Origin of the sequence: Vreelandella populi (assembly GCF_003989825.1) — a bacterium.
Taxonomy (GTDB): domain Bacteria; phylum Pseudomonadota; class Gammaproteobacteria; order Pseudomonadales; family Halomonadaceae; genus Vreelandella; species Vreelandella populi.
On sequence record NZ_RZHE01000002.1, the window covers coordinates 1 to 24,569 of the forward strand.

Below are 24,569 nucleotides of genomic sequence, written 5' to 3' on the forward strand. Positions count from 1 at the left end.
GCCACGCGCTGGCGAAGCTGCGTGCTCAGCTGTGCCAGCGATTGTGTTGCGTGATTACTTTCCTGTACCAGGCTCGCATTTTGCTGGGTCATCTGATCCATCTGCGTGACCGCCAAGTTAACCTGTTCGATACCGCTACTCTGCTCACTAGTGGCTGCAGAGATTTCCTGTACCAGTGTGCTGAGTTGCTGTATATCGGTCACGACGCTATTGATTATCTCGCCGGTATTACGCACTTGCTGACTGCCATTGGCAACCTTGGCGCCTGAGTTCTCAATCAGCTTTTTGATTTCTTGGGCGGCAGCAGCAGAGCGGCTGGCAAGTTGGCGTACTTCGTTGGCCACGACAGCAAACCCCCGGCCCTGATCGCCTGCCCGCGCGGCTTCCACGGACGCATTGAGCGCCAGGATATTGGTCTGGAAGGCAATGGCATCAATGGTGTTAACGATACTGCTCATTTGCGCCGAGCTCTCATTGATGTTCGTCATGGTATCAACCACGGCGGTCATGGCGTCGCTGCCGCGCCGGGCATTATCGGCAGTGGTGGTGGCCAGCTTGCGGGCATGATCAGCATGTTCGGCATTCTGCTTCACCGTTGCCGTAAGCTCCTCCATGCTGGAAGCGGTTTCAGCAAGAGACGCGGCCTGCTGCTCGGTACGCGTTGAAAGCTCTTCATTAACGCCCACAATTTGCTCAACGCCATTGTTGACCTGGTCAGCACCGTGATGGATATCACCGATAGTGCCAGCCAGTGATTCACGCATGCGGTTAATGTCATAAAGCAGGCTCTCTTGATCGGAGTTTGAAAGCGTAGTGCTTCGGGTAAGGTCGCCGTCGGCAATATGGCGCACTACTGTTGCAGCGTAGCGTGGGTCTCCGCCCAGGCGGCGTGCCACATCACGAATGACCCAGCCCATTAACAAGGTAACGGGGATTCCAATGATCAAAAAAGCAATCAGCGAGCGAATCAGATTACTGATAAAGGCTTCGTTAATATCATCAACATAGATGCCAGCACCAAAGGCCCAGCCCCATTCCGGCAAATAGGCAAAGTAGCTGATTTTAGGAAACTGTTCGTCACCTGATAAGCGGCGTGAGAAATAGTCAACATGCCCGCCACCTGAGCGCGCAGCATCAAGAAACGCGCTATACAGATCCATGCCACTAGCATCTTTATAGTGGCTCATGTCCTCGCCAAGAGGGCGGTTTGGGTGCGACACGATACGCATGCGGTCATCAAAGGCGAAAATATATTCACCTTCGGCAAAATTAGCATTTGCAATGCTATCAATAGCGCGCTGTTGCGCTTCTTCGACCGTAATCTCTCCACGACTTGCCTGCGTTTGAAGTGCCTTTAACTGTGAGTTAAGGCTTTCCACGACGTATTGGATACTGGTGCGGCGCTCTTCTTCAATGGTTTGGCGAGTTTCCCAGGTTAGCCAGCCCACCAGCGTTAACATGGCAAGGCAGATGATTCCCAATATGCCCCAGAGTCGTTGATTCATGGTCAATCGTGTCATGGTTTTCTGTTACAGCCTTTCAAGATATGAATGAAGCTTATATATCGGCCGGACTGGCTATGTGTTTAAGGGAACAGCTGCTTATTTTCTGCAGGAATGGCGCACATAAAAAACGCTTGATTTAAATACGTTAAAAAACAATTGCTTGAGTAAATTTTTAATAAAATTGCTATTTTATTTTGTATCCGGTGCTGGCCCACCCATCATCTCGATCAACTGCACTTCGTCTGGCATACCTTGGGTGCGATCAATACGCATATCTCCGTTAGGCGTTTCGCGCTGAAAGGCACTGGTAGGGGTTGCGTAGAGCCCCAAGCCTTCGAACAGTTGGTTATTGGCATACACCTGATCTTCAATATCGCGTGGCTGTGCACTTACCGTAATGGCTTCGCCCTTCTTATGGCGTTCAAACGCAGCGCTCGGGTCAGGAGCGCCCAGCAGCACGGCTGCCTTGGCGGGGCTGTCAGGGGCTAGTATGCCGACCATGATGTGGCGCAACTGCACTTCGCCAGTCTCTACCCAGGGACGCGTTTGTTCCCAAAACTGCTGGCAGTATGAGCAGTTGGCATCCGTAAAGGTATAGATCAGCCGTGGGGCGTCAGGATTGCCATCCTGAATCCAATGGCTCTCCTCAAGAAGCTGCCAGGTTTCGGCTTCCAAGGCGGCGCGGACGTGTTGATCAAGCTGTACCTCTGTCAGATTATTGCCTTGGCTATCCATCATTGTGCCGATAATGGCGTGCTCTCCGTCTGGCGTCAGGTAGATAGCTATTTCCTGACCTTGGGTACTGGCACCAAAGCCACGCAAGCCGCCCGGGGCGTCAAACTGTCCATGAATATCCCACCCCTGGTTGGCCAAGGCTTGAACAGGGGCGGGCAGCTCGTCTGCCTGGCTGGTCGTGCTAAGGCTGGTTATTAAAAGCAAGCTGCTAATAATGGCGTAAGGGCTAAAGGGCATCACATCATCCTTGTTTGATGCGCAAGCGCGCGAAGAGAACTATAAATTCGACATAATCTATCAGGCCTGGTGAGTAGCGCATATAAAAACACCCCTGGCGGGGTGTTTTGCAGGTCGTTACCATTTTCAGACTACGCCAGGGTGATTAACCAACGTACTGCGTAGGGGGGCAGGGTATCTTCCAGTTTTGGATTATCACTTTCAATGGCTTGCCAATCATGCTGTTCAAGCGCCTGGGTAACGGCATCGCCAGCGTCCGGAAGCGGCAGAGGCTTATCTGTCACGTTATAAAGTGCCAGTAGCCTGCGGCCATCGCGTAGTGGGCCGCGTTCAATGGCAAGCAGCTCGGGCGGTGATACAAGAACACGCTGTGCAGCGCTGGGGTGAAAGCATGGTTCCTGCTGGCGGCTTTCGAGCAAGTTACAAAGCGACTGGAAAATATAATGAGTCGGGTTTGCCGTGTTATCGAGCAAAAGATCAAGTTCACTGCGCTGCCAGCGGCGGCGGTTAATGGAGCGCAAACGGCCGCTACGTTCAACCCCTTCAACATCGTTAAGTGTGCTGGTCAGCGTGTGGATATATAAAGCGGGAATACCTTGTAGGCTCAGCATGATGGCCTGGCTGCATAAAAAACGCGCGACCTGCCAAGGGTCAGGGCCGCGGCGAGTGCCGCGCATTGCCTCAAACCAGGTAATATTGATTTCGTAAGGTGTATCGCTGCCATCGGGGTTGCTGCGCATGCTGACAAAACCGCCAAAGCGATGCATCAGCTCCAAAAGCGCGTCGCGTTCATGGTTGGGTAGCAAGCCTTCTAAAGGGCGTACGCCAATACCATCGTGGCTTGCCGTAAAGTTGAGGTACGTACAATGGTTAGGCAGTACCGGCAGGCTCGATAACCAGGTTTGCAGGGTTTCTGATTCACCTCGCGTCAAGGTGTGAAGCAATAACGGTGGCAGCGCGAACTGATAAACCATATGCGCTTCGTCGGGTGCACCCTCGGGTAACCGTTCCAAGCCGAAGTAGCTGATATTTTCCTCATGTGGCACGTTGGTTTCGGTAACCAGTAGGGTGCCTGGGGCAACATGGTCAACAATCGCCCGTAACAGGCGTACAACGGTGTGAGTTTCAGGTAAATGGATGCAGGAAGTCCCCAACCGCTTCCACAGAAACGCTACCGCATCCAGGCGAATGATTCGCGTACCTTGCTGCAGGTAAAACAGCAAAATGCCCACAAACTCAAGCAGTACGTCTGGGTTTTCAAAGTTCAGGTCGAGTTGGTCTTCAGAAAAGGTCGCCCATAGATGGCGTGTCCCGCGGCGTGTCGCTACCGGTACAAGGAGCGGGCTGCTACGTGGGCGAGTAACCTGGGAAACATCCGTTTCAGGATCCACTTCAATAAAATAATCGCGGCCAGGCGAACTGCCGCTCAAGTAATCGACAAACCACAGTGACTCTCTGGATACATGGTTAAGTACAAGGTCGGCCATTAAATCATAATGACGGGCCAGCGTTTGGATATGGGACCAGTCGCCTAGCTCAGGATTGACCTCGCGATAGTGAATTACCGAAAAGCCGTCATCGCTACTCCAAGGAAAGAAGGGCAGAACATGGACGCCGCTAATGCGATCACCTAAACGCGCCTGCAAGAAGTCATCCAGTACTGCCAGTGGAGGCGAATCCGTATCAATAATGGAGTCGCCGTAACAGATCAGCCACTGGTCCTTTTCGCTCCATGTTGGTGCTGATTGAGAATAAGGCGCACCGCGGCGTGCAGTTGGCGTTAGCATTGGGCGAAAGTGATCGATGTGCTGTAGTAAACGGCGCTGGACTTCGTCTGCGCGTGGGCCATAAAGATGCGTTAAATAGCCGTAAAGCGTCTTTTCGAACTCAGGCATGCAGGTCTCCTTATACGCATCTGATTCCTGAATTAATCGATCAGATGTATTGAACCAATGCAGCTTGTGTGCCAAATCGTTACAATACAAGGTTAATACTGCGTTTAAACCATTAGAGCATCTAAACTTGTAGCTGATGGGTGGTTGGATGCGTTAGTGAGTGATAACAGGTTATAACATGCTTATTCGTGCGGCTTATAGCACGGGCTGACAACAGGGTTGACCGCTATGCATTGCCCTTTTTGTGGTGCAAACGATACTCGAGTAACCGATTCGCGGCTGGTGGCAGAAGGCGATCAGGTACGTCGGCGTCGCCAGTGCGCCAATTGCCATGAGCGCTTTACTACCTATGAAACGGCTGAGCTGCTGATGCCCCGCGTGGTCAAGGCAGACGGTTCCCGGGAAAGTTTCAACGAAGCGAAATTACGCGATGGCATGGTGCGAGCATTGGAAAAGCGCCCGGTAAGTGCTGAAGCGATTGAAGCCGCTGTCGAACGGATCCGCCAAACGCTGCGTGCCCGAGGGGATCGTGAGATCAACGCACGGGATATTGGCGAATCGGTGATGCAGGCACTGAAAAGTCTGGATCAGGTTGCCTATATTCGGTTTGCATCGGTGTATCGCAAGTTTCAGGACATAGACGAGTTCCGTGCTGAAATAGATCGGCTTTCTCAGGAGCCTTCTTACCTGCCATCAGGTGTAAAAAGTGAGCCGTCCAATGAGCAATAAGGTGCTTTTTAGCGAAGCTGACCACCACTATATGGCGCGCGCTTTGCAATTGGCAGGACAGGGACTTTATACCACTGACCCGAACCCACGAGTGGGCTGTGTCATTGTTCAGCAGCCACCCGGCCAACCTGAATGTATCGTAGGTGAAGGGTTTCACTTGCGAGCAGGTGAGCCCCATGCAGAAATTCATGCGCTTGATGCCGCCGGCGAGCATGCCAAAGGCGCTACGGCGTACGTTACGCTGGAGCCCTGCTCGCACACTGGGCGAACGGGGCCGTGTGCAGTCGCACTCGCCAATGCTCAGGTAGCGCGAGTAGTGGTGGCCATGGTGGATCCTAACCCACAAGTAAGCGGGCGTGGGATCGAGCTGCTCAAGGCGGCCGGCATTGAAGTTGACGTTGGTCTTTTGGAGCCAGACGCCCGAGCCCTGAACCCGGGTTTTATCACCCGTATGCAGCACAAACGGCCCTTTGTGCGCCTCAAAATGGCCATGAGCCTGGATGGGCGTACCGCCATGGGGTCTGGCGAATCTCAGTGGATAACCGGGCCGGAGGCGCGCTGCCACGTACAGCGCTTGCGGGCACGCTCCAGCGCCATTTTAAGCGGCGTCGAGTCGATCATCATGGATGACTCGCGCCTGACCCTGCGCGCTGAGCAGTTGCAGTTGGATAACGCCGAAAGCGTTGTCCAGCGCCAACCGCTGCGGGTGATTTTGGATACCCGTTTACGGCTGCCGCTAGCGGCTGCCTGTTTGAGCGAGCCTGGCCGCACGTTGGTGATGACAACGCCTGCTCACTCGCCTGAAAAACGCGCCAAGTTAACGGCTGCGGGTGCCGAGGTGCACGTATTTGAGGCTGGCAGCGACGGGCGGCTTCCGCTGAATGAGCTGCTTGACTGGCTGGCGGAACACGAGCAGGTCAATGAGCTGCTGGTTGAAACCGGTGCCACGCTCGCGGGAGCGCTGCTGGATGCGAAGCTGGTAGACGAGCTGCAGCTTTTTGTTGCCCCTACGTTATTGGGCGGCGAAGCCAAGCCGCTTTTCGCGCTGCCAGGGCTTTCGCGCATGGCCGATCAGCGGCGGTTAAAGATTCACGATATACGCGCAGTGGGCAGTGATTGGCGTATTATAGCCACCCCGCAACCTGACTAGCGCATGCGGCGATAGCAAGGTACTCTGTCGTCCAAATGCAGGTCGTCTAAATGCAGTAATGACCAACGTCAGTGTTGGCCAAATGCGATGTCGATCAAATTTGGTACCGTGCAATAACGACACTGCGCAAAATCGCATACCGTGTGAACACATATCAGGGAGATTTCATGGCGCACTCCTCCTCTGGGGGCTTAGCCTCTATTGCCGAGCTGGTGGATGATATCCGTCAAGGCAAAATGGTGATTCTCATGGACGATGAGGATCGCGAAAATGAAGGCGATATCATCATGGCGGCCGAAAAGGTTGAGGCCGAGCATATCAATTTCATGGCGCGTTTTGCCCGTGGTCTTATTTGCATGCCAATGACGAGAGAACGCTGTGAGCAGCTTAATCTACCTCTGATGGTGCGTAATAACGGCTCGGGTTTTGGTACCAAGTTCACGCTTTCCATTGAAGCAACGCAGGGCGTAACCACCGGTATTTCAGCCGCCGACCGGGCGCGTACCGTTCAGGCAGCCTGCGCGCCTCACGCCAAGCCAACCGATATTGTTCAGCCTGGGCATATTTTTCCGCTAATGGCGGAGCCCGGCGGCGTATTGCGACGCGCCGGTCATACAGAAGCGGCCTGCGACCTGGCAGCACTGGCAGGCTGTGACCCTAGCGGCGTTATCTGTGAGATCATGAACGATGATGGCAGCATGGCGCGCAGGCCGGAGCTTGAGGCTTTTGCCCGCGAGCATGATATCAAGATCGGCACCATTGCCGACCTGATCCATTACCGGATCATCAACGAGCAGACCGTAGATCACGTGGAAACCACCCAAGTTTCGACCTCCCACGGCGAGCTTGATCTGCATGTGTTCCGTGACCGCATTCAGGGGGCGCACCACTTGGCGCTGGTCAAGGGCCAGCCCGCCCCCGAGCAGGTGACCACCGTGCGCGTTCATCTGGCCGATACGCTGCGCGATGTATTGGGCCTGAACAAGGGTGAACAGTGCCGCTGGAATGCCCAGCAGGCCTTGGAAGAAATCGCAGGCTCGCCTGCCGGTGTATTGGTGCTGATAGATGACGGGCGGCCGCATCAGGATTTCAAAAATCAGCTGGACGTGTTTCTGGATCGCGTGCATCAACCGCGCACCAGCGACTCAGATGGCACAGGTAACTATTTAACGATTGGCACTGGCTCGCAGATTCTACGCCATTTGGGCGTAGGTAAAATGCGGCTACTAAGCTCTCCATGGAAGTTTTCAGCGCTTTCAGGCTTTGATCTCGAAGTCGTCGAGCTGGTAGGGCCTAATGACACGGCGTATGAGCCAAATTCTCAGCAGGAATAAATTGATGCAATCCCTCTCTCAAGTTGAAGGTACGTTTGTCGACGTAGACGGTCGTTATGTGATCGTAGTTGGCCGTTTCAATCACCACGTGGTGGATAGCCTGGTAGAAGGCGCTATCGACAGCTTGACGCGTCACGGTGTCGACGCTGAAAACATTCATATTGTTCACGTACCGGGTGCCTGGGAACTGCCACTGGCCGTGAAGCGCGTACTTAAAGTGATGAAGCCTGACGCCGTTATCGCCTTGGGCGCGGTTATCCGTGGTGGCACGCCACACTTTGAGTACGTGGCGGGCGGCTGTAACACGGCCATTAACCATCTGCAGCTGGAGTTCGATACGCCGATCGCCAACGGCGTGCTTACCGTCGAATCCATCGAGCAGGCCATCGAACGCGCCGGTACCAAGGCTGGTAATAAAGGTACTGAAGCCGCCATGGCAGCCATGGAAATGGTGTCGCTGCTTCGCGCGTTGCCCCTAGGAGAGTCACAATGAGCGAGCGCCGTGAGCGTAAGCCCTCTGCCGCACAGCAGAGTCGTCATGCCGCCCGTGAGCTGGCCGTCCAGGGACTTTATCAGTGGCAGATGACCGGTAAGTCGATTACCAGCGTTGAAGCTGAGTTTCGCAGTCAGGTCGCTGATGATGATCTTGAAGATCATGAAAACTGGGTCAAGGTGATGGAAATCGCCGATAAGGCGCTTTTTCATGAGCTTTTACACAATACGGTGCGCTTTAAAACCGAACTTGACCGTGAAATCTCTCCGCTACTGGACCGCCGCCTGGAAGATCTGGACGCGGTGGAACTGGCGATCCTGCGCCTGGGGGCTTACGAGCTTTCTCGCCGCCTGGAAGTACCCTACCGGGTAGTGATTAATGAAGGCGTTGAGCTGGCCAAGTCGTTTGGTGCAACCGACGGCCATAAATACGTAAACGGCATTCTCGACAAGTTGGCTAATCGCTTGAGAAGTGCTGAAGTCAGCGCCCGCCGCTTATAACGGCGCCGTCTGATGCTGCGTTTAAGGGGCCTGTGTGCTTGCTGAATTTGATCTGATTCGCCGTTATCTGATGCCATCGCAAAAGCGACTCGCAACAGATGGGGTCGCACTGGGCAGCGGCGATGACGCTGCCCTGTTAATACCTCAAGCGGGTCATCAGCTAGCGGTTAGCGTGGATACCTCTGTCGTTAACGTTCATTTTCCCCACGATGCCCCCTCCTTTGCGATAGGGCATCGGGCGCTTGCCGTTGCATTAAGCGATCTGGCAGCCATGGGAGCTGATGCACGCTGGTGCTTTATGGCGCTAACGCTTGACCAGCGAACTTTTAGCAATGACACCGCCATCCATTCATGGATGGCGGGCTTTGGCCAAGGGTTTCATGGGCTATGTCAGCGCCATGCAGCCATACTCGCTGGTGGCGATGTTACCTCAGGGGAGCTTGCTGTCGGCGTTACGGTGATGGGGGAGCTGCCCGCTGGGCGTGCCTTGACCCGAGCCGGGGCCAGGCCAGGTGACGTCATTGCGGTCACCGGCGAGCTGGGTGGGGGCGGCGGCGGGCTGGCGCTCTGGAAGCGCGGCGAGCGTGATCTAGAGCATCCGCTGCTACGCCGCTATTTGCTACCCGAGCCTCGGCTGGCCGCCGGCGTGGCGCTTCGAGGTCTTGCCAGCGCCGCGATGGATATTTCGGATGGTTTGTTGGCGGATCTTGGTCATCTGCGTGAGGCATCTGGCGTAGGCGCGATACTTGATAAAGAAGCGTTACCGCTTGCCGAGGGGCTTGAGGGCGCGCTTGGGCGTGAGGATGCCCAACAAGCGGCGCTTTCAGGCGGCGATGACTACGAACTTCTGGTGACACTGGCACCAGGTGATGTGGCGCATGCTCAGCACCAGCTGAGTGAGCAGGGGCTGGCCTTAACGGTGATTGGCCAATGCACTGAAGCGCTGGGTGTGCAAGGTATTGCACCGGCACATCACGCTGGTTGGCAGCATTTTAACGAGGGAACGCCATGAACCGTGCACCATCAAGTGTGTGGCGTCGCCCAACGCATTTTTTTGCGTTTGGTTTAGGCAGCGGTACCGTGCCCTGGGCGCCCGGTACCTTCGGAACGCTTGCCGCCATTCCATTTTATTGGATGATGGCCGATTTACCGCTAGGGTGGTATCTAGGCATTGTGCTCGCGGCATTTATCGTGGGCGTCTGGCTGTGCGATAAAACCTCTCATGATCTGGGCGTACACGATCACTCGGGTATTGTCTGGGATGAGTTCGTGGGCTACTGGATTACCATGGCCGCTGTGCCGTTCTCGTGGGAGGCCGCCCTGTGGGGTTTTATTGTGTTTCGTATTTTCGATGTGTTTAAACCCTGGCCCATTCGCTGGGCAGACCGGCGGGTCGCCGGTGGCTTTGGCATCATGATTGATGATGTAATGGCCGGGGTCTACGCCTGGAGCACGATGCACTTGTGGTATTGGCTGCACTGATAATTTGGTGCAAAGTGCTTAGTTCAGTACTAAATACTTGGTTAAGCAAAAGCGCTTAGCTCAGCCCAAAGTACTTAGATTAGTCCAAAGTACCGCTGCACAGACGCAACCGATAATGCCGACGAAAATCACTCCCTATTGGTGCGGTTGCTCAAGGAGAAGGCATGCGCAAGGAACGTTTAATCGTCCCTATTCTAGTGGCGATAGCCGTTATCTGGATGGCAGGCCAACTGCTGTCCAGTGTGCTATTTGAGCGCAGCCTTCGTCAGGCGCTTGAAGATCTGGAAGCGCGGGGGGAGTGGCGCGTAACGCGCCCCGAGAGTAGCCGGGGGTGGTTAAGCTCTCAGGGACGCTTATTGCTTTCGCCGTTATTGGGTCGCCCATGGCGATTGGAGCTTACCTATAGCGCACGCCACGGCATTTTAAGCACCGATGTCGAAGGCGCTTTCCTGCCCCGTCTGGATACCGCCTTGCAGCGCGCCGTTGGCGAGGTAACGGCGGCTTCCGCACCGCGCTGGAAGGGCCGCTACCACACGTTGAGTGGGCGCAGCGAACTTCAACTGGCCCTGGCGCCGTTTATTATCCAGCAAAGCGGGCGTGAGCTTGAGGTGCGCGGCGCAAGGCTGCGTCTTGAGGGCGTGTTTGGTGACTGGCGCCTACGAGTTCGCCTCGACCAGCTTTCCTTGATAGATGGCATGGCACAGCTGACCCTGGGGCCTGCTTCTCTGGAAAGTCGCTACACCTATATTGACGATGCCTACCATTTTGCCCAGCGCGATCATCTGCAAATCGATGCGCTGGCACTACGCTACCCCTCTTATGAGATACAGCTGGCACCGTTGAATCTGCACAGCCATATGGTGCTGGATGAAACGGAGCTGCGTCTTAAAGGCGAGCTGGTCATGGGGGATATGATGGTGCCCACGGAGGCGCCGGATACGCCGCTACTCAGTGGTCGTATCGAAATGGAGCTTTCGCGGTTAAATGCCGACGCCATACGCCAGGCCATTAGTCGGCTGCGTCAAGAGGCCGCCTGGGGAGATACCAGTCTGCCCATGGCAGAAGGCTTGTTGTCCCGCCTTGAGCCTGACCTGTTGCAGATATTGAGCGACTCACCCCGCCTGGATGTTTCTACCGTGGCGCTGAATAGCCCGCTACTGGGGATTCAGCTAGACGCCGACGGCGCGCTGTTCTTTGATGCTCGCAAGCTCGATCAACTTAACGTGACCACGCTGAATAAACCTGAAGAGCGCGCCCGCTGGCTTGAGCGCCTGGATGGCGACTTTGTCTGGCATGACGCACCGACTGTCGCGGCGCTGTGGCTGGGATTACCGCTGGGTACCCGCGAGCTGCAGTTCGATGTTATCCGTGGCGATTGGCGCGTCAATGGCCGACCCATGCCGGACCTCTGGTCGCAATAGCACGCCACAAGGGTTGAAGTTTTAGCGCTGTGCCCGCATTCCATAAGCAATCACAGGCGGTGTAGCCGCCAATATCTGTTTATGGGAGGGCGCATGAGCGACCAGGATTACGACCGCGATCACGATAATCTCGACTGGCTAGCTGAAGATGAACACTCGTCCAATGCGTCAAGCGATCCAGGTGAAGAGGGGCATCGCTCAGACGGCGAGCGGGTAAACTCGCTGGTGCCTGCCAGCGATATGCTGCCTGAACGCATCTATCTGCTGCCTATTCATAACCGTCCCTTTTTCCCCGCCCAGGTACAGCCGCTGGTCATCAATCGCGAGCGCTGGGAAGAAACCATGCGTCGTGTAGGCAATACGCCGCATAAGACTCTCGGCGTTGCCTTTGTAGGCGAGGGCGGTGTCGAATCGCTTGATCACGAAGATTTCCCGGCTATCGGTACCGCCGTCAAAGTGCATAAGCTGAAAGGCGAAGACCAGCAGATTCAGTTTATTGCCCAAGGGGTTCAGCGTTTTCAGATCAAGCGCTGGCTTTCCAAAGAGCCACCGTACCTGGTCGAGGTGACTTATCCCAAAGAGCCTGTTGATGCGGAAAATGAAGAAACCCGCGCTTACGCCATGGCGATTATCAACGGCATTAAGGAGCTGTTGCCGATCAATCCGCTGTATGGCGAAGAATTAAAGCACTACCTGAACCGCTTCAGCCCCCACCAGCCCGGCCCCTTGACCGATTTTGCCGCCGCGATTACCTCCGCTAAAGGTCCTGTACTTCAGGATGTACTGGCCACGCTGCCGGTGGCTGAGCGTATGCACAAGGTGCTGCCGCTGTTGCGCAAGGAAATCGACGTTGCCCAGCTGCAAAGCGAGATCAGTGAGCAGGTCAATGCACAAATGCAGGACCGCCAGCGCGAGTTTTTCCTGCGTGAGCAGTTAAAGGTTATTCAGCGCGAGCTGGGCATCTCCAAGGATGATCGCGAAAATGATGTTGATACCTTTAGAAACCGTCTTGAGTCTCTGGTAGTACCTGAGCGTGTTCAAAGCCGTATTGATGACGAACTCAACAAGCTAAGCGTGCTAGAAACCGGCTCCCCCGAGTACGGCACTACGCGCAATTATCTGGATTGGCTGACGTCACTGCCCTGGGGTGTTACCAGTCAGGACAAGTTGGATTTGAGCCATGCTCGCGATGTCCTGAACCGCGATCACGACGGCTTGCAGGATGTAAAAGAAAGGATTGTTGAGTTTCTCGCCGAAGGCACGTTTAAAGGCGATGTGGGTGGCTCGATTGTTCTGCTGGTTGGCCCGCCAGGGGTGGGTAAAACGTCCATCGGTCGTTCCATTGCTGAAGCCCTAGGGCGCGAATTCTATCGCTTTTCTGTCGGCGGGATGCGTGACGAGGCGGAAATAAAAGGCCACCGGCGTACCTATGTCGGCGCCATGCCCGGCAAACTGGTGCAGGCGTTTAAAGAGGTTGAAGTCGAAAACCCGGTTATCATGCTGGATGAGATCGATAAGCTCGGGCAGTCGTTCCAGGGCGATCCAGCTTCGGCACTGCTTGAAGTGCTCGACCCCGAGCAGAACGTGGATTTTCTTGACCACTACCTTGATGTGCGGATGGATCTTTCCAAAGTGCTGTTCATCTGCACCGCCAACACGTTGGACTCAATCCCGGGCCCATTGCTGGACCGCATGGAGCAGATTCGACTCTCGGGCTATATCGCTGAGGAAAAGCTCGCGATCGCCAAGAATCACTTATGGCCGAAGCTACTTAAACGTAACAACCTGTCGAAAAAGCGCATCAACTTATCCGATGCGGCGTTAAAACAGGTGATTGAAGGCTACGCCCGGGAAGCCGGGGTACGTCAGCTTGAAAAGCAGCTGCATCGTATCGTGCGCAAGGCGGCCGTAAAGCTTCTTGAAGAGGAGCCTGAAACCGTCAAGATTTCGGTCAAGAACCTGGAAGAGTTTTTGGGCGCGCCAATTTTCCGCAAGGAAAAAGTACTCAAGGGTGAAGGCGTGGTGACAGGACTTGCCTGGACCTCCATGGGCGGGGCGACGCTACCCATTGAAGCAGGAAAGGTGCACTCACTGGATCGTGGGTTCAAGCTAACCGGCAAACTTGGCGATGTAATGAAAGAGTCGGCCAATATTGCTTACAGCTATACCCTGGGTCATTTACAGGAGTACGGAGCGGATACTGACTTCTTTGATTCCGCGTTTGTTCACCTTCACGTGCCTGAAGGCGCGACACCCAAAGATGGTCCGTCTGCTGGCGTAACCATGACCACAGCGCTACTTTCCCTTGCCAAGCATCAGGCGATTAATCGCCCCCTGGCAATGACCGGCGAGCTAACGCTGACCGGGCAGGTGCTGCCAGTAGGGGGGATTCGTGAAAAGGTCATTGCTGCCCGCCGTAGCGATATCTTTGAAGTGATCTTGCCCGAAGCGAACCGTCGCGATTATGAAGAGCTGCCGGATTACCTGAAAGAAGGCATGACGGTACATTTTGCCAATCGCTATAAAGACGTGGCCAAGGTGGTCTTCAAGGATTAATGGCCTGCTAGTTTTGAAACCGTTTCATCAAACTGTAATGCAACGCCGTATGGAAGTACGGCGTTTTTTTATGGCTATTCCCTAATTTAATTTGAAGGTAGAAGGCGAGAATGAAGCTAGTAAAGAAGTATTAAAATTATCCCGGAGCCCCTATGCGCAATAATCAGCCTGTTACCCAGCGCGAATATGTAGTGAACGACGAAGCTGTGTTGATTTCGCGCTCAGATTTAAAAGGGCGAGTAACGTTTGCCAATTCGACCTTTGTTGAGGTAAGCGGTTATACCCGTGACGAGCTGCTGGGAGCGGGACACAACCTATTGCGGCATCCTGACATGCCTGAAGCTGCTTACGCGGATTTCTGGAAGACCATTCAGTCGGGCGCCACCTGGCAGGGAATCGTCAAGAATCGACGTAAAAATGGGGATTACTACTGGGTCAGTGCCACGGTTGCGCCACTTAAAGATGGCGACCGGGTGGTGGGTTACACGTCGGTGCGCCGCAAGGTTTCCCCCGAGGCTGTTGCTCAGGCGGCACCTGTTTATGCAGAAATGCGTGAAAAAGGCAGCTCGCGACGCTTTAGGCTTGCCCAAGGCGCTTTAAAGCGTAAAGGGCTAGCTGGCCTCTGGTCACGATTTAACCTAACCAGCTTGCGGGCCAAACTGGTCACGATGGCCGCTGTTGCCTTGACACTGCTGTGCCTAGCTGGGGGCCTGGGTATTTATGGCCTGATTGAGTCAGGGGAGCGCTTGAACACCCTCAATCATTCAGGCCTTGAATCGATTGCTAATCTGCAGCGTATTGAGCGCCATCTGGGGCAGACGTTTGAAGCCCTTGAGCCTGCAGTGCGCAATCCCCGTCGTGCAGATATGGACGTACTGAACGTTGAGGTAGAGCAGCATCTCTCATCAATGAACGCGCTATGGCAGACCTTCAAAGCAGGGAAGTCAAGTAGCGAACGGTTGATGGCCTTTGATACAACGCTTGGTGAGTGGAGGGCAAGTGTTGGGGTAACGCTGGAAGCACTTCAAGCGGGAAATGGTTTTGCCGCCTTTGAAGCGTTCAATGACATTATCCAACCCAATACAGAAGCGCTACGCGAAATGAGTGGCCAATTGGTCGCCAATGAGCGACTGGAAGCCCAGGCATTGATTGAGGCCGCGCATAACAGTCGTCAGCAGATGCTGCTCGCCCAGCTGGTGCTGATAGGTATTGGCCTCCTGGTACTTATCGGGTTAAGCACGGTTATTTTACGCAGCGTATTTCGCAGCTTGGCGGGTGCGCGACATCTCACTTTTCAGATTGCCGCCGGCAACCTCGCCGCCAACGAGCGTCAAACGGCCAATGATGAACTGGGTGAGCTGCTCTATTCACTGGATACCATGCGCTTCAGCCTAGCCAGCATCGTGAATGACTTGGATGGTCGTGTTTCCGTGGTAACGCCGGCGATCCGGGAGATTGCCGCTGAAAACGAAGAGCTCGCTTCGCGCACCGAGCAGCAGGCGTCATCGCTTCAGCAAACGGCCGCCAGCATGGAAGAGATGACATCAACCGTGCAGCAAAATACGGAAAACGCTCGTCAGGCGACCGATCTTGCCATGCAAAATGCAACCAGCACGCGAGATACCGGCAAGCAGATGGAAGCGCTGGTTGAGCGTATGCAGCGGATTGCGCAAAGTGCCGAGAAAATGACTGAAATGATCAGCGTCATCGACGGAATCGCCTTTCAGACCAATATCCTGGCGCTGAATGCCTCGGTCGAAGCTGCACGCGCCGGTGAGCACGGCCGCGGCTTTGCCGTTGTAGCAAGTGAAGTGCGCAATCTGGCCGGGCGTAGTGCCGATGCCGCTCAGGAAATTCGCCGGATGATCGACAGTACCACCCAGGAAGTAAGCGGCGGGCGTAGCGCGGTAGAGCAGGCCGAACGGGCCATTGAAAATGTCATGCAGCAGGTAAGCCGTGTGAGTACGCTGATGGAATCCATCAGTACCGCATCCAGCGAGCAGAACAGCGGCATCGGGCAGATAAACGCCGCCGTGGCCGAGATGGACCATGTTACCCAGCAGAATGCATCCAAGGTGCAATCCATTGCGGCATCGGCCGATAACCTGGCGCTGGAAGCCTTTGAACTGGCTAATGTGGTAGATGCCTTCCGTCTTAAAGGCGCGCATGAAGAAAACATCCAGGCTGCGCGTGAAAAGCTGCAGCATATCCAACATATTCAGCAGAAAACGGTTAAGGCTCCGCCCCCCGTTAACCTGCCGTCGCACAAAAGTCTGATCACGCGCCCTCACCAGGAAGAGTGGGAAGCATTTTGAGTAGCCCATAAGGCTTAATGCCTTCCTCGTGCCCTACATCTGGTCTGATGAAGGCGCTCATGCCACAATCATGGGCGCTGGATTCACTTACCCATCGTTGAGCAGGCGATGGGCCAAAAAAAAGATGTAGTAGAGGACACCATGCCCGAGTATCGCTCCCGTACGACCACTGCTGGCCGCAATATGGCTGGCGCCCGCGCTTTATGGCGCGCAACCGGCATGAAGGACGACGATTTTCATAAGCCGATTATCGCGGTCGCCAACTCATTCACCCAGTTTGTGCCGGGCCATGTTCATCTGAAAGACATGGGACAGCTGGTCGCGCGTGAAATTGAAAAAGCCGGTGGTGTGGCCAAAGAGTTCAACACCATCGCCGTCGATGACGGTATCGCCATGGGCCACGATGGCATGCTCTATTCGCTGCCCAGCCGCGATATCATCGCCGATAGCGTCGAGTACATGTGTAACGCCCACTGCGCCGATGCGCTGGTGTGTATTTCCAACTGCGACAAGATCACTCCTGGCATGCTGATGGCTGCCATGCGCCTTAACATTCCGGTTATTTTTGTATCCGGTGGCCCCATGGAAGCGGGTAAGACCAAGCTTCTGGATCACGGGCTGGATCTGGTCGACGCCATGGTCATGGCTGCCGACGACAGCGTGGATGATGAGCTGCTGGCCGAAGTGGAACGCAGCGCTTGCCCCACCTGCGGCAGCTGTTCAGGCATGTTCACCGCCAACTCCATGAATTGCCTGACGGAAGCACTAGGTCTGGCGCTGCCGGGTAACGGCACGGTATTGGCAACCCATTCTGATCGCCGCCGCCTGTTTGAAAACGCGGGTCACAAGATTGTCGAACTGGCCAAGCGCTACTATGAAGGCGATGAAGCGCATCTTCTGCCCCGTGCGATTGGTTCGAAAGCCGCGTTCAGAAACGCCATGACGCTGGATATCGCCATGGGCGGTTCCACCAATACCATTTTGCACCTGCTGGCGGCAGCACAGGAAGCCGAAGTCGATTTCACCATGTCGGATATCGACCGCCTCTCTCGCGAGGTGCCCCAGCTTTGTAAGGTGGCGCCCAATACGCAGAAGTACCATATCGAAGACGTGCACCGTGCCGGCGGTATTATGGCGATTCTGGGCGAGCTTGACCGAGCGGGTGTGCTGAATACCTCAGTGCCCACCGTGTATGGCGATACCCTCAAGGACGCGTTGAAAGAGTGGGACATCATGCGCTCGCCCAGTGCTGAAGTGGTCGAGTTCTTCAAAGCAGGTCCCGGCGGTGTCCCCACCCAAACGGCCTTTTCACAAAGTGCTCGTTGGCCAAGCCTGGATGGCGACCGTGCGACCGGCTGTATCCGTGATCTTGAGCACGCGTTCTCGACCGAAGGCGGCCTGGCTGTGCTTTATGGCAACATCGCGCTGGATGGCTGCGTGGTCAAAACTGCAGGCGTTGATGACTCCATTCTGCTGTTTGAAGGCACGGCTCACGTGGTGGAGTCTCAGGATCAGGCAGTCGCCAACGTGCTGGATGGCAAGGTAAAAGAAGGCGATGTCGTGGTGATTCGCTACGAAGGCCCCAAAGGCGGCCCCGGTATGCAGGAAATGCTGTACCCGACTTCGTACCTGAAATCGAAAGGGCTGGGCAAAGCATGTGCATTGCTCACCGACGGGCGTTTCTCAGGCGGCACCTCAGGGCTCTCCATTGGTCATGTTTCACCGGAAGCGGCAGCGGGCGGCGCGATCGGTCTGGTAGAGCAGGATGATACCATCATTATCGATATCCCTAACCGCACAATTAACGTGAAACTTTCTGACGCTGAGCTGGCTGCCCGCCGCGAAGCGATGGACGCCAAGGGCAAAGACGCCTGGAAGCCTGTTGAGCAGCGGCCGCGCAAGGTAACGCCTGCGCTCAAAGCCTATGCACTATTGGCTACTTCCGCTGATAAAGGGGCGGTGCGCGATCTTTCAAAACTCGATTAAACTTTCGCAAGGAGCATTATGAAAGCAACGATCAATGTAGCCCTGGTAGGCTACGGATTCGCGAGCAAAACGTTTCATGTACCGCTCATTCAGGCCACGGAAGGCCTGAATCTGGTGGCTGTATCTTCAAGTGATGTAGCCAAAGTACGGGCAGACCTGCCTGAAGTAGAAGTTGAGAGCGAAGCGCGGGCATTATGTCAGCGTTACGATATTGACCTTATTGTAATTCCCACCCCCAACGATACCCACTTCCCGCTTGCTAAAATGGCACTTTCTGCGGGCAAGCATGTGGTGGTGGATAAGCCGTTTACCGTGACGCTGTCAGAAGCCAAGCAGTTGAAATCGCTGGCCGTGGTGAAGGAGCGTTTGATCTCGGTGTTTCATAATCGCCGTTGGGATAGCGACTTTTTAACCGTTAAGGCTTTGCTGGATGCAGGCACGCTAGGGCGTGTGACCGGTTTCGAATCGCGTTTTGATAGATTTAAACCAGAAGTACGCGACCGCTGGCGCGAGAAAGCCGCGGCGGGTGGCGGCCTTTGGTTTGATTTGGGTCCGCATCTGCTTGACCAAGCATGCGAACTGTTCGGGACGCCCAACGCCATTTTACTGGAGTTGGGTACGCGCCGCGATGGCGCCCAAGCCGATGATGATTTTCTCGCACTGCTCGCCTACGATGACCGTCGTGTTCAGTTGAGCGCCAGTGCGCTAGTGGCCGAAGCGACGCCACGTTTTCGGATACATGGCACGCAAGGCAGCTATGTAAAATACGGCCTGGATCCTCAAGAAGACCGCCTGAAGGCAGGAGAAGTGCCCGCTGTTAACTGGGGAGAAGATACCCCAGGGACGTTAACACTGCAGGATGGGCAGGGTGAAGAGGCATCACTGACAAGCCGTGAACATCCTACTCAGCCGGGTAACTACCTGGCCTATTACCAAGGAATCGTTGAGGCTATTCAAGGTCACGCCGCGCTCCCGGTAGATATTGATGCGGCGCTGCGCTCCATGACGCTTTTGGAAGCAGGGCAGGATAGCCATCGCCAACGTCGCTGGATAGCACTAAAGCCCAATTTCTAAGGCTGATATAGGAATGTGTTGCGGGTTTTCCGAAGTAGGTGGCGCAAAAGCATGCGTTGGGTGGCAAAGCTGAGGCGGCTAGGCGCCGCCCATTCGCGGGTGCCTCATTTGCTCGTGCCTCGCAGATTCGTTACCACACGCTACGAATTTATCGCCGAAGCTTGATATGGCGCATACCCGTAGCGTGTGGTAAGCCGGTAGGCGCACCCGCGGAAGCAGCGCGGTGAGCGCTGCCGGGATTGGGGCATACCTTTGGTGACACAGCCAGGGCGGCTTGCAGCCGCCTCCCGCGGGTGCCTTATTTGCTCGTATCCTCGCAAAACGTTACCACGCGCTACGGGTTTATCACCGATATTTGATGTGGTGCATACCCGTAGCGCGTGGTAAGCCTCTAGGCGCAACCCCGGCAGCGCGTCCAGCGCTGCCGGGGTTGATTGAAACGGTGCAAAAGCCTGAGACTAGCTCACAACAAATCCGCGCTGTTCTGCCGCTTCTCGTCACGCAGCCTGTCGCGGGCAATATACAGAGCGGCAATGGCACGGGCTTCGTGAAAATCGTCGCGCAGCAGCAGGGCGGGCAGGTCTTCGATCGGGTGGGTTTCCACAATCAGCGGTTCTGGCTCATCGCCGGGGAGGCGCTTGGGGTACAGGTCAGTCGCTATCAGCACCTGCATGCGGTGGCGCATATAGTTCGGCGCCAGCGAAAGCTCAACCAGCGGCTCGATGCGGTGGGCGCCAAAGCCGCACTCTTCCATCAACTCGCGGTTAGCAGCGGTCACGATATCCTCACCTGGATCCACCAGGCCCTTGGGTAGCGTTAACACATAATCTTCAAAGCCTGCGGCGTACTCTCGAATCAGCAATACGTGATCAGGGTCGGGCATGGCCACAATCATTACCGCGCCGCGGTCGGCACCGGTCAGGCGCTCAAACTGGCGCTCCTCGCCGTTGGAGAAACGCAGATCCAGCGACTCCACATGAAACAGGCGGCTTTTTGCCACGCTCTCCCGGGCCAGAATCTGTGGCTTGCGCGGGTAGCTGGATGAAGTGTCTGCTGTTGACATAGAGCGCCTCCATGGCTGCTAAAAAAGGGTTAAGCTACAATAGCACGCTTACTCTTTCAGACTGGAGCGGCAATGATCGACTGGCGCGAAATTGATACCGTCCTGCTGGACATGGACGGCACGCTTTTGGACCTGCACTTTGATAGCCACTTCTGGCTGGAGCACCTTCCCCGGCGCTATAGAGAGCTGCATCAGCTGGATGAAGCATCGCAGGATGCATTGCGTGATCGGATCATGGGGGAGCAGGGGACGCTTAACTGGTACAGCCTTGCGTACTGGAGTCGAGAGCTTGACGTGGATGTCGTGGCGCTAAAGCGTGAAGTGCAGCACCTGATTGGTCTACGTGGCGATGCGCTGGATTTTCTGACATGGCTCAAGCAGGCGCATCCACGTATCGTATTGGCCACTAACGCCGATAGAGCCAGTCTATCGCTTAAATTACCGCTAACGGGGTTGGAAAAATACCTGGATGCCATCATCTCATCAGAAGATGTGGGGGCGGCAAAAGAGGAGCAGGCGTTCTGGTTCGCACTGCAGGACATAGAGCCCTTTGACCCGGCCCGCACCCTGTTCATTGACGATAATGTCCGCGTGCTGGAAAGCGCCCGTGAATTTGGTATTCGCCATCTGCTCGGCATTAAACAGCCCGATAGTCAGCGCCCTGAAAAAGAGCTACAGGAATTTATCGCCTTGGATCGATTTGCCCAACTGCTGCCAGAAAACTTACCTGGGCAGCAAGGAGAGCGTTAATGAGCGACAGCGTTCGCTTGGATAAGTGGTTATGGGCCGCACGGTTTTTCAAAACCCGGGCGCTCGCCAAAAAAGCTATTGAAGGTGGCAAGGTGCACTACGACGGTGCGCGTGTCAAAACCAGTAAAAACGTCGAGCTGGGGGCGCTGATTCGTGTGCCTCAAGGTTGGGATATTTATGAAGTCGAAGTGATCGAGCTTTCTGACCAGCGTCGTGGTGCGCCTGAAGCACGCAAACTCTACGCAGAAACGACAGAGAGTGCCGAGCGCCGTGCCCGAGAGACCGAAGCACGCAGGCTTACCAATGAAGCCATGCAGCACCCCCTCAAGCGGCCTGATAAAAAGCAGCGCCGCGATATACAGCGCTTTCAGCGTCAGCCAGGCGAGTAGCCGATAAACCCAACGCCTGACGGGGTGCCAATGGCCCCTGATAGGTGAATCCGCCAGGTACACTTTTCATCTTAAGGCCTTAGTTATGTCTGATCAGATTCAGCGGTTCATGTTTGACCAAACCAATGTACGTGGCGAAATCGTAACGTTGGCCACAGCCTACCACGAAGTGCTCACGCGCCATGCTTACCCGCCAGCGGTCAATGAGCTGCTGGGCGAACTGCTGGCCGCCGTTGCGCTGCTGACCGATACCATCAAGCTTGACGGCACGTTAAGCATCGAAGTGCGTGGCCAAGGCGTGCTGTCGCTATTGATGGCAGAATCCAATCCTGGCGGCGAGCTACGCGCGATTGCCCGTATTGCCGAAGACAGCCACTTACCCAGCGAGCGGACGAGCTTTCGCGAATTGGTCGGAGAAGGGCAAATTGTCATCACGCTCGACCCGCGCGAAGGCAACCGCTATCAAGGGATCGTCGCACTGGACCATGAAACGCTTAGCGGCTGTCTGGAAGCCTACTTTGGCCAATCCGAGCAGTTGCCTACCCGGTTGTGGTTAGCCGCTAACGGTGAGCGCGCCGGAGGCCTATTGCTGCAGCGCCTGCCTGATGCCTCGCAAAATCAGGATACTGATGCCTGGGAGCGCAGCGTAGCTCTGGCCGAGACGATCAAAACCGAGGAGCTCCTAGGGTTGGAACAACGCGAAGTGCTTTACCGTCTCTACCATGAGGAAACCGTTCGGGTCTTTGAGCCCAAGGCACTACGCTTTGGCTGTACCTGTTCGCGGGAGCGGATGGCGAACGCATTGGTCACTTTAGGAGCCGATGAGCTGCGCGATATTTTGCGTGAACAGGGTGCTATTGATACACAATGTCACTTTTGCCACACGAAATATCACTACACAGCAGCCGATATTGAAGCTTTATTGGAAAACCCCGACGCACCATCTCCCGTTATTCACTAAATCTGTAGTCAGGGTTGTCAGCGTGGTGAAAAGACTTAATGAGGCTAAGAGCCAGTAGCTACAACGCATCCGGCTCATCCATTAAACAATTGTTTGAAACTTTACTGCGCTGCAACACAAAATATTGTGTCCTTGTAGTAGTTTAACTACAAGATGTTTGATTAAAGCCCCCGTTTCCCGGGGGCTTTCTTTTTGCAATAATGCGCCTGACTTCAACACACCCAGCGAATTTTTTATCGCTGGGATGACTTTTTTGGTGGCGTCAGTGACGCCCGGTAACGAGAGAATGGCCGCAAGGCCCAGGAATCGACATGACCACGACTCAAGCCGCTCCCCAAGCTCACGTTAATCTCAGCAGCGCCGAACTGATCGAGCGCGCCGTGGCCGGTGGTGAAGGCCGCTTGTCGGCTGATGGTGCTCTGGTAGTCAATACCGGCGTACGCACAGGGCGTTCACCGAAAGACCGTTTTATCGTCGATGAGCCTTCCACCAGCGAAAGCATCGACTGGGGCAGTGTCAACCGTCCGTTTGAAGCCGCCAAGTTCGATGCCCTATGGGCGCGGGTGGAAGACTACCTGGGTAGCCGTGAGTATTTCGTGTCCGAGCTGCACGTGGGCAGCGATTCCACCCATTATCTACCGGTGCGCGTCAATACCGAAACTGCTTGGCAAAACCTCTTTGGCCGCACCATGTTTGTGCGTCCGACGGCTTACAACCCGGCGGCCAAGGATGAGTGGATCATCCTTAACGCGGCGAATTTTGAGTGCGACCCGAGCCGCGACGGTACCAACTCTGACGGCTGTGTCATCATCAACTTTGCCGAGAAGAAGGTGCTGATTGCCGGCATGCGCTATGCGGGCGAAATGAAAAAAGCCATGTTCTCCGTGCAGAACTTCCTGTTGCCGGCTTCTGATGTGCTGCCCATGCACTGCTCGGCCAACGTGGGAGAAGATGGCGAAACCTGCCTGTTCTTTGGTCTTTCCGGCACCGGTAAAACCACACTGTCCGCTGACCAGGCCCGCTACCTGATTGGCGATGACGAGCACGCCTGGGGTGACGGTATCGTCTTCAACATGGAAGGTGGCTGCTACGCCAAGTGTATCGACCTTTCCGAGAAGAACGAGCCGGTTATTTGGAACGCCATCAAGTTTGGCACCGTGCTTGAAAACGTGGTGTTGAACGACCGCCGCGAACCCGATTACGCCGACGACAGCCTGACGCAAAACTCCCGCGCTGCGTACCCCCTTGAGCACGTTGAAAAGCGTGTGCCGGAAAACCTAGCCGGTGAACCGAACGCCATCGTTTTCTTGACCTGCGACATGTCAGGCGTACTGCCGCCGGTCTCCGTGCTTTCCAAGGAAGCCGCCGCGTACCACTTCCTGTCAGGCTACACCGCCAAAGTGGGTTCGACCGAAATGGGCTCGTCTGAAGGCCTGGCTGCGACGTTCTCTACCTGCTTTGGTGCGCCGTTCTTCCCGCGCCCGGCACGTGAATACGCCGATCTTTTGATCAAGCGTGTGGACAAGAAGGACGCCCAGGTTTACCTGGTGAACACCGGCTGGACGGGCGGCGCGTTTGGAGAAGGCGGCTCGCGCTTCTCTATCCCGACCACCCGCGCCATCATCAGCGCAATTCAGTCAGGCGTGCTGCGCGATGTGGAAACCAAGCACATTGAAGGCTTGAATTTGAAAGTGCCGGTTGCCGTACCGGGCGTTGATTCAAGCCTGCTCGACCCGCGCGACACTTGGGAAGATCGCGACGCTTATGATCGTCACCTGAAAGAGCTGGCCACCAAATTCGTGGACAACTTCAAGAAATTTGAAGGTGTTAACGAGGCGATCATCAAGGCGGGTCCGCAGCTGACCTAATGACGTATTGCTAGGAACGCACGTTATGCCAGAAGGCCGCCTACGGGCGGTCTTCTGCTATGTGGATGTTTGAACGGCTTTTGCGTCGCGTCCAGATAAAGCGGTAATAGATCGATTGTGATACCT

At 55.4% G+C, this 24,569-nt stretch carries 20 protein-coding genes; 16 read left to right on the top strand and 4 right to left on the bottom strand.

Annotated features, from left to right (window positions below):
• The 3 genes from ELY25_RS00010 to ELY25_RS00020 form a co-directional block, all read right to left on the bottom strand.
• Positions 1-1,520: methyl-accepting chemotaxis protein (locus ELY25_RS00010; RefSeq protein ID WP_126949263.1), on the bottom strand; the 1,520-nt coding region annotated here is incomplete at its 3' end.
• Positions 1,521-1,694: 174 nt separating this feature from the next.
• Positions 1,695-2,477 carry a thiol:disulfide interchange protein DsbG gene (gene dsbG, locus ELY25_RS00015; RefSeq protein WP_126949264.1) on the bottom strand — a complete coding sequence of 261 codons (783 nt, stop codon included), beginning with the start codon at positions 2,475-2,477 and terminating at the stop codon, positions 1,695-1,697.
• Positions 2,478-2,608: 131 nt separating this feature from the next.
• Positions 2,609-4,372, bottom strand: a complete 1,764-nt coding sequence (locus ELY25_RS00020; protein WP_126949265.1) for a sugar phosphorylase — start codon at positions 4,370-4,372, stop codon at positions 2,609-2,611.
• Between the two features lie 228 nt (positions 4,373-4,600).
• On the opposite strand from ELY25_RS00020, the gene nrdR reads away from it, so the two are divergent.
• From nrdR to ELY25_RS00080, 12 genes are all read left to right on the top strand, one after another.
• Positions 4,601-5,101 carry a transcriptional regulator NrdR gene (nrdR, locus tag ELY25_RS00025; protein ID WP_126949266.1) on the top strand — a complete coding sequence of 167 codons (501 nt, stop codon included), beginning with the start codon at positions 4,601-4,603 and terminating at the stop codon, positions 5,099-5,101.
• Entirely contained in the window at positions 5,091-6,251 is a 1,161-nt protein-coding gene (gene ribD, locus ELY25_RS00030) for a bifunctional diaminohydroxyphosphoribosylaminopyrimidine deaminase/5-amino-6-(5-phosphoribosylamino)uracil reductase RibD (RefSeq protein WP_126949267.1), read from the top strand. The genes nrdR and ribD overlap by 11 nt, the downstream gene beginning before the upstream one ends.
• A gap of 167 nt (positions 6,252-6,418) precedes the next feature.
• On the top strand, positions 6,419-7,585 hold the full coding sequence (gene ribBA / locus ELY25_RS00035; RefSeq protein WP_126949268.1) for a bifunctional 3,4-dihydroxy-2-butanone-4-phosphate synthase/GTP cyclohydrolase II: 1,167 nt from the start codon (positions 6,419-6,421) through the stop codon (positions 7,583-7,585).
• 4 nt (positions 7,586-7,589) lie between these two features.
• Positions 7,590-8,078: a 6,7-dimethyl-8-ribityllumazine synthase gene (ribH, locus tag ELY25_RS00040; RefSeq protein WP_126949269.1), complete on the top strand. Its 489-nt coding sequence runs from the start codon at positions 7,590-7,592 to the stop codon at positions 8,076-8,078.
• Positions 8,075-8,578 (top strand): transcription antitermination factor NusB, encoded by a 504-nt coding sequence (nusB, locus tag ELY25_RS00045; RefSeq protein WP_126949270.1) that lies wholly within the window; start codon positions 8,075-8,077, stop codon positions 8,576-8,578. The genes ribH and nusB overlap by 4 nt, the downstream gene beginning before the upstream one ends.
• A 34-nt stretch (positions 8,579-8,612) precedes the next feature.
• Positions 8,613-9,590, top strand: a complete 978-nt coding sequence (gene thiL / locus ELY25_RS00050; RefSeq protein ID WP_126949271.1) for a thiamine-phosphate kinase — start codon at positions 8,613-8,615, stop codon at positions 9,588-9,590.
• On the top strand, positions 9,587-10,060 hold the full coding sequence (locus ELY25_RS00055) for a phosphatidylglycerophosphatase A family protein (protein WP_126949272.1): 474 nt from the start codon (positions 9,587-9,589) through the stop codon (positions 10,058-10,060). Before thiL ends, ELY25_RS00055 begins: the two co-directional genes overlap by 4 nt.
• 164 nt (positions 10,061-10,224) lie before the next feature.
• Positions 10,225-11,481, top strand: coding sequence for a DUF945 family protein (locus ELY25_RS00060; RefSeq protein WP_126949273.1), 1,257 nt, complete (start codon positions 10,225-10,227; stop codon positions 11,479-11,481).
• A gap of 93 nt (positions 11,482-11,574) precedes the next feature.
• Positions 11,575-14,037 carry an endopeptidase La gene (gene lon, locus ELY25_RS00065; RefSeq protein WP_126949274.1) on the top strand — a complete coding sequence of 821 codons (2,463 nt, stop codon included), beginning with the start codon at positions 11,575-11,577 and terminating at the stop codon, positions 14,035-14,037.
• 152 nt (positions 14,038-14,189) lie between these two features.
• Positions 14,190-16,352 carry a methyl-accepting chemotaxis protein gene (locus ELY25_RS00070; RefSeq protein ID WP_126949275.1) on the top strand — a complete coding sequence of 721 codons (2,163 nt, stop codon included), beginning with the start codon at positions 14,190-14,192 and terminating at the stop codon, positions 16,350-16,352.
• Between the two features lie 141 nt (positions 16,353-16,493).
• Positions 16,494-18,338 (top strand): dihydroxy-acid dehydratase, encoded by a 1,845-nt coding sequence (ilvD, locus tag ELY25_RS00075; RefSeq protein ID WP_126949558.1) that lies wholly within the window; start codon positions 16,494-16,496, stop codon positions 18,336-18,338.
• 18 nt (positions 18,339-18,356) lie between these two features.
• Positions 18,357-19,412: an oxidoreductase gene (locus ELY25_RS00080; protein WP_126949276.1), complete on the top strand. Its 1,056-nt coding sequence runs from the start codon at positions 18,357-18,359 to the stop codon at positions 19,410-19,412.
• Between the two features lie 463 nt (positions 19,413-19,875).
• Here the strand turns inward: ELY25_RS00080 and nudE are convergent, their stop codons facing one another.
• Positions 19,876-20,475 carry an ADP compounds hydrolase NudE gene (gene nudE, locus ELY25_RS00085; RefSeq protein WP_126949277.1) on the bottom strand — a complete coding sequence of 200 codons (600 nt, stop codon included), beginning with the start codon at positions 20,473-20,475 and terminating at the stop codon, positions 19,876-19,878.
• 72 nt (positions 20,476-20,547) lie between these two features.
• Here nudE and yrfG point away from each other — a divergent pair, with 72 nt between their 5' ends.
• The 4 genes from yrfG (at position 20,548) to ELY25_RS00105 (ending at position 24,443) form a co-directional block, all read left to right on the top strand.
• Positions 20,548-21,225 carry a GMP/IMP nucleotidase gene (yrfG, locus tag ELY25_RS00090; protein WP_126949278.1) on the top strand — a complete coding sequence of 226 codons (678 nt, stop codon included), beginning with the start codon at positions 20,548-20,550 and terminating at the stop codon, positions 21,223-21,225.
• Positions 21,225-21,614 carry a ribosome-associated heat shock protein Hsp15 gene (gene hslR, locus ELY25_RS00095; RefSeq protein ID WP_126949279.1) on the top strand — a complete coding sequence of 130 codons (390 nt, stop codon included), beginning with the start codon at positions 21,225-21,227 and terminating at the stop codon, positions 21,612-21,614. The genes yrfG and hslR overlap by 1 nt, the downstream gene beginning before the upstream one ends.
• 85 nt (positions 21,615-21,699) lie before the next feature.
• A complete protein-coding gene (gene hslO, locus ELY25_RS00100; protein WP_126949280.1) occupies positions 21,700-22,575 on the top strand; it encodes an Hsp33 family molecular chaperone HslO in 876 nt (291 codons plus the stop codon).
• A 311-nt stretch (positions 22,576-22,886) separates the two neighbouring features.
• Entirely contained in the window at positions 22,887-24,443 is a 1,557-nt protein-coding gene (locus ELY25_RS00105) for a phosphoenolpyruvate carboxykinase (RefSeq protein WP_126949281.1), read from the top strand.
• Positions 24,444-24,569: the final 126 nt, after the last annotated feature.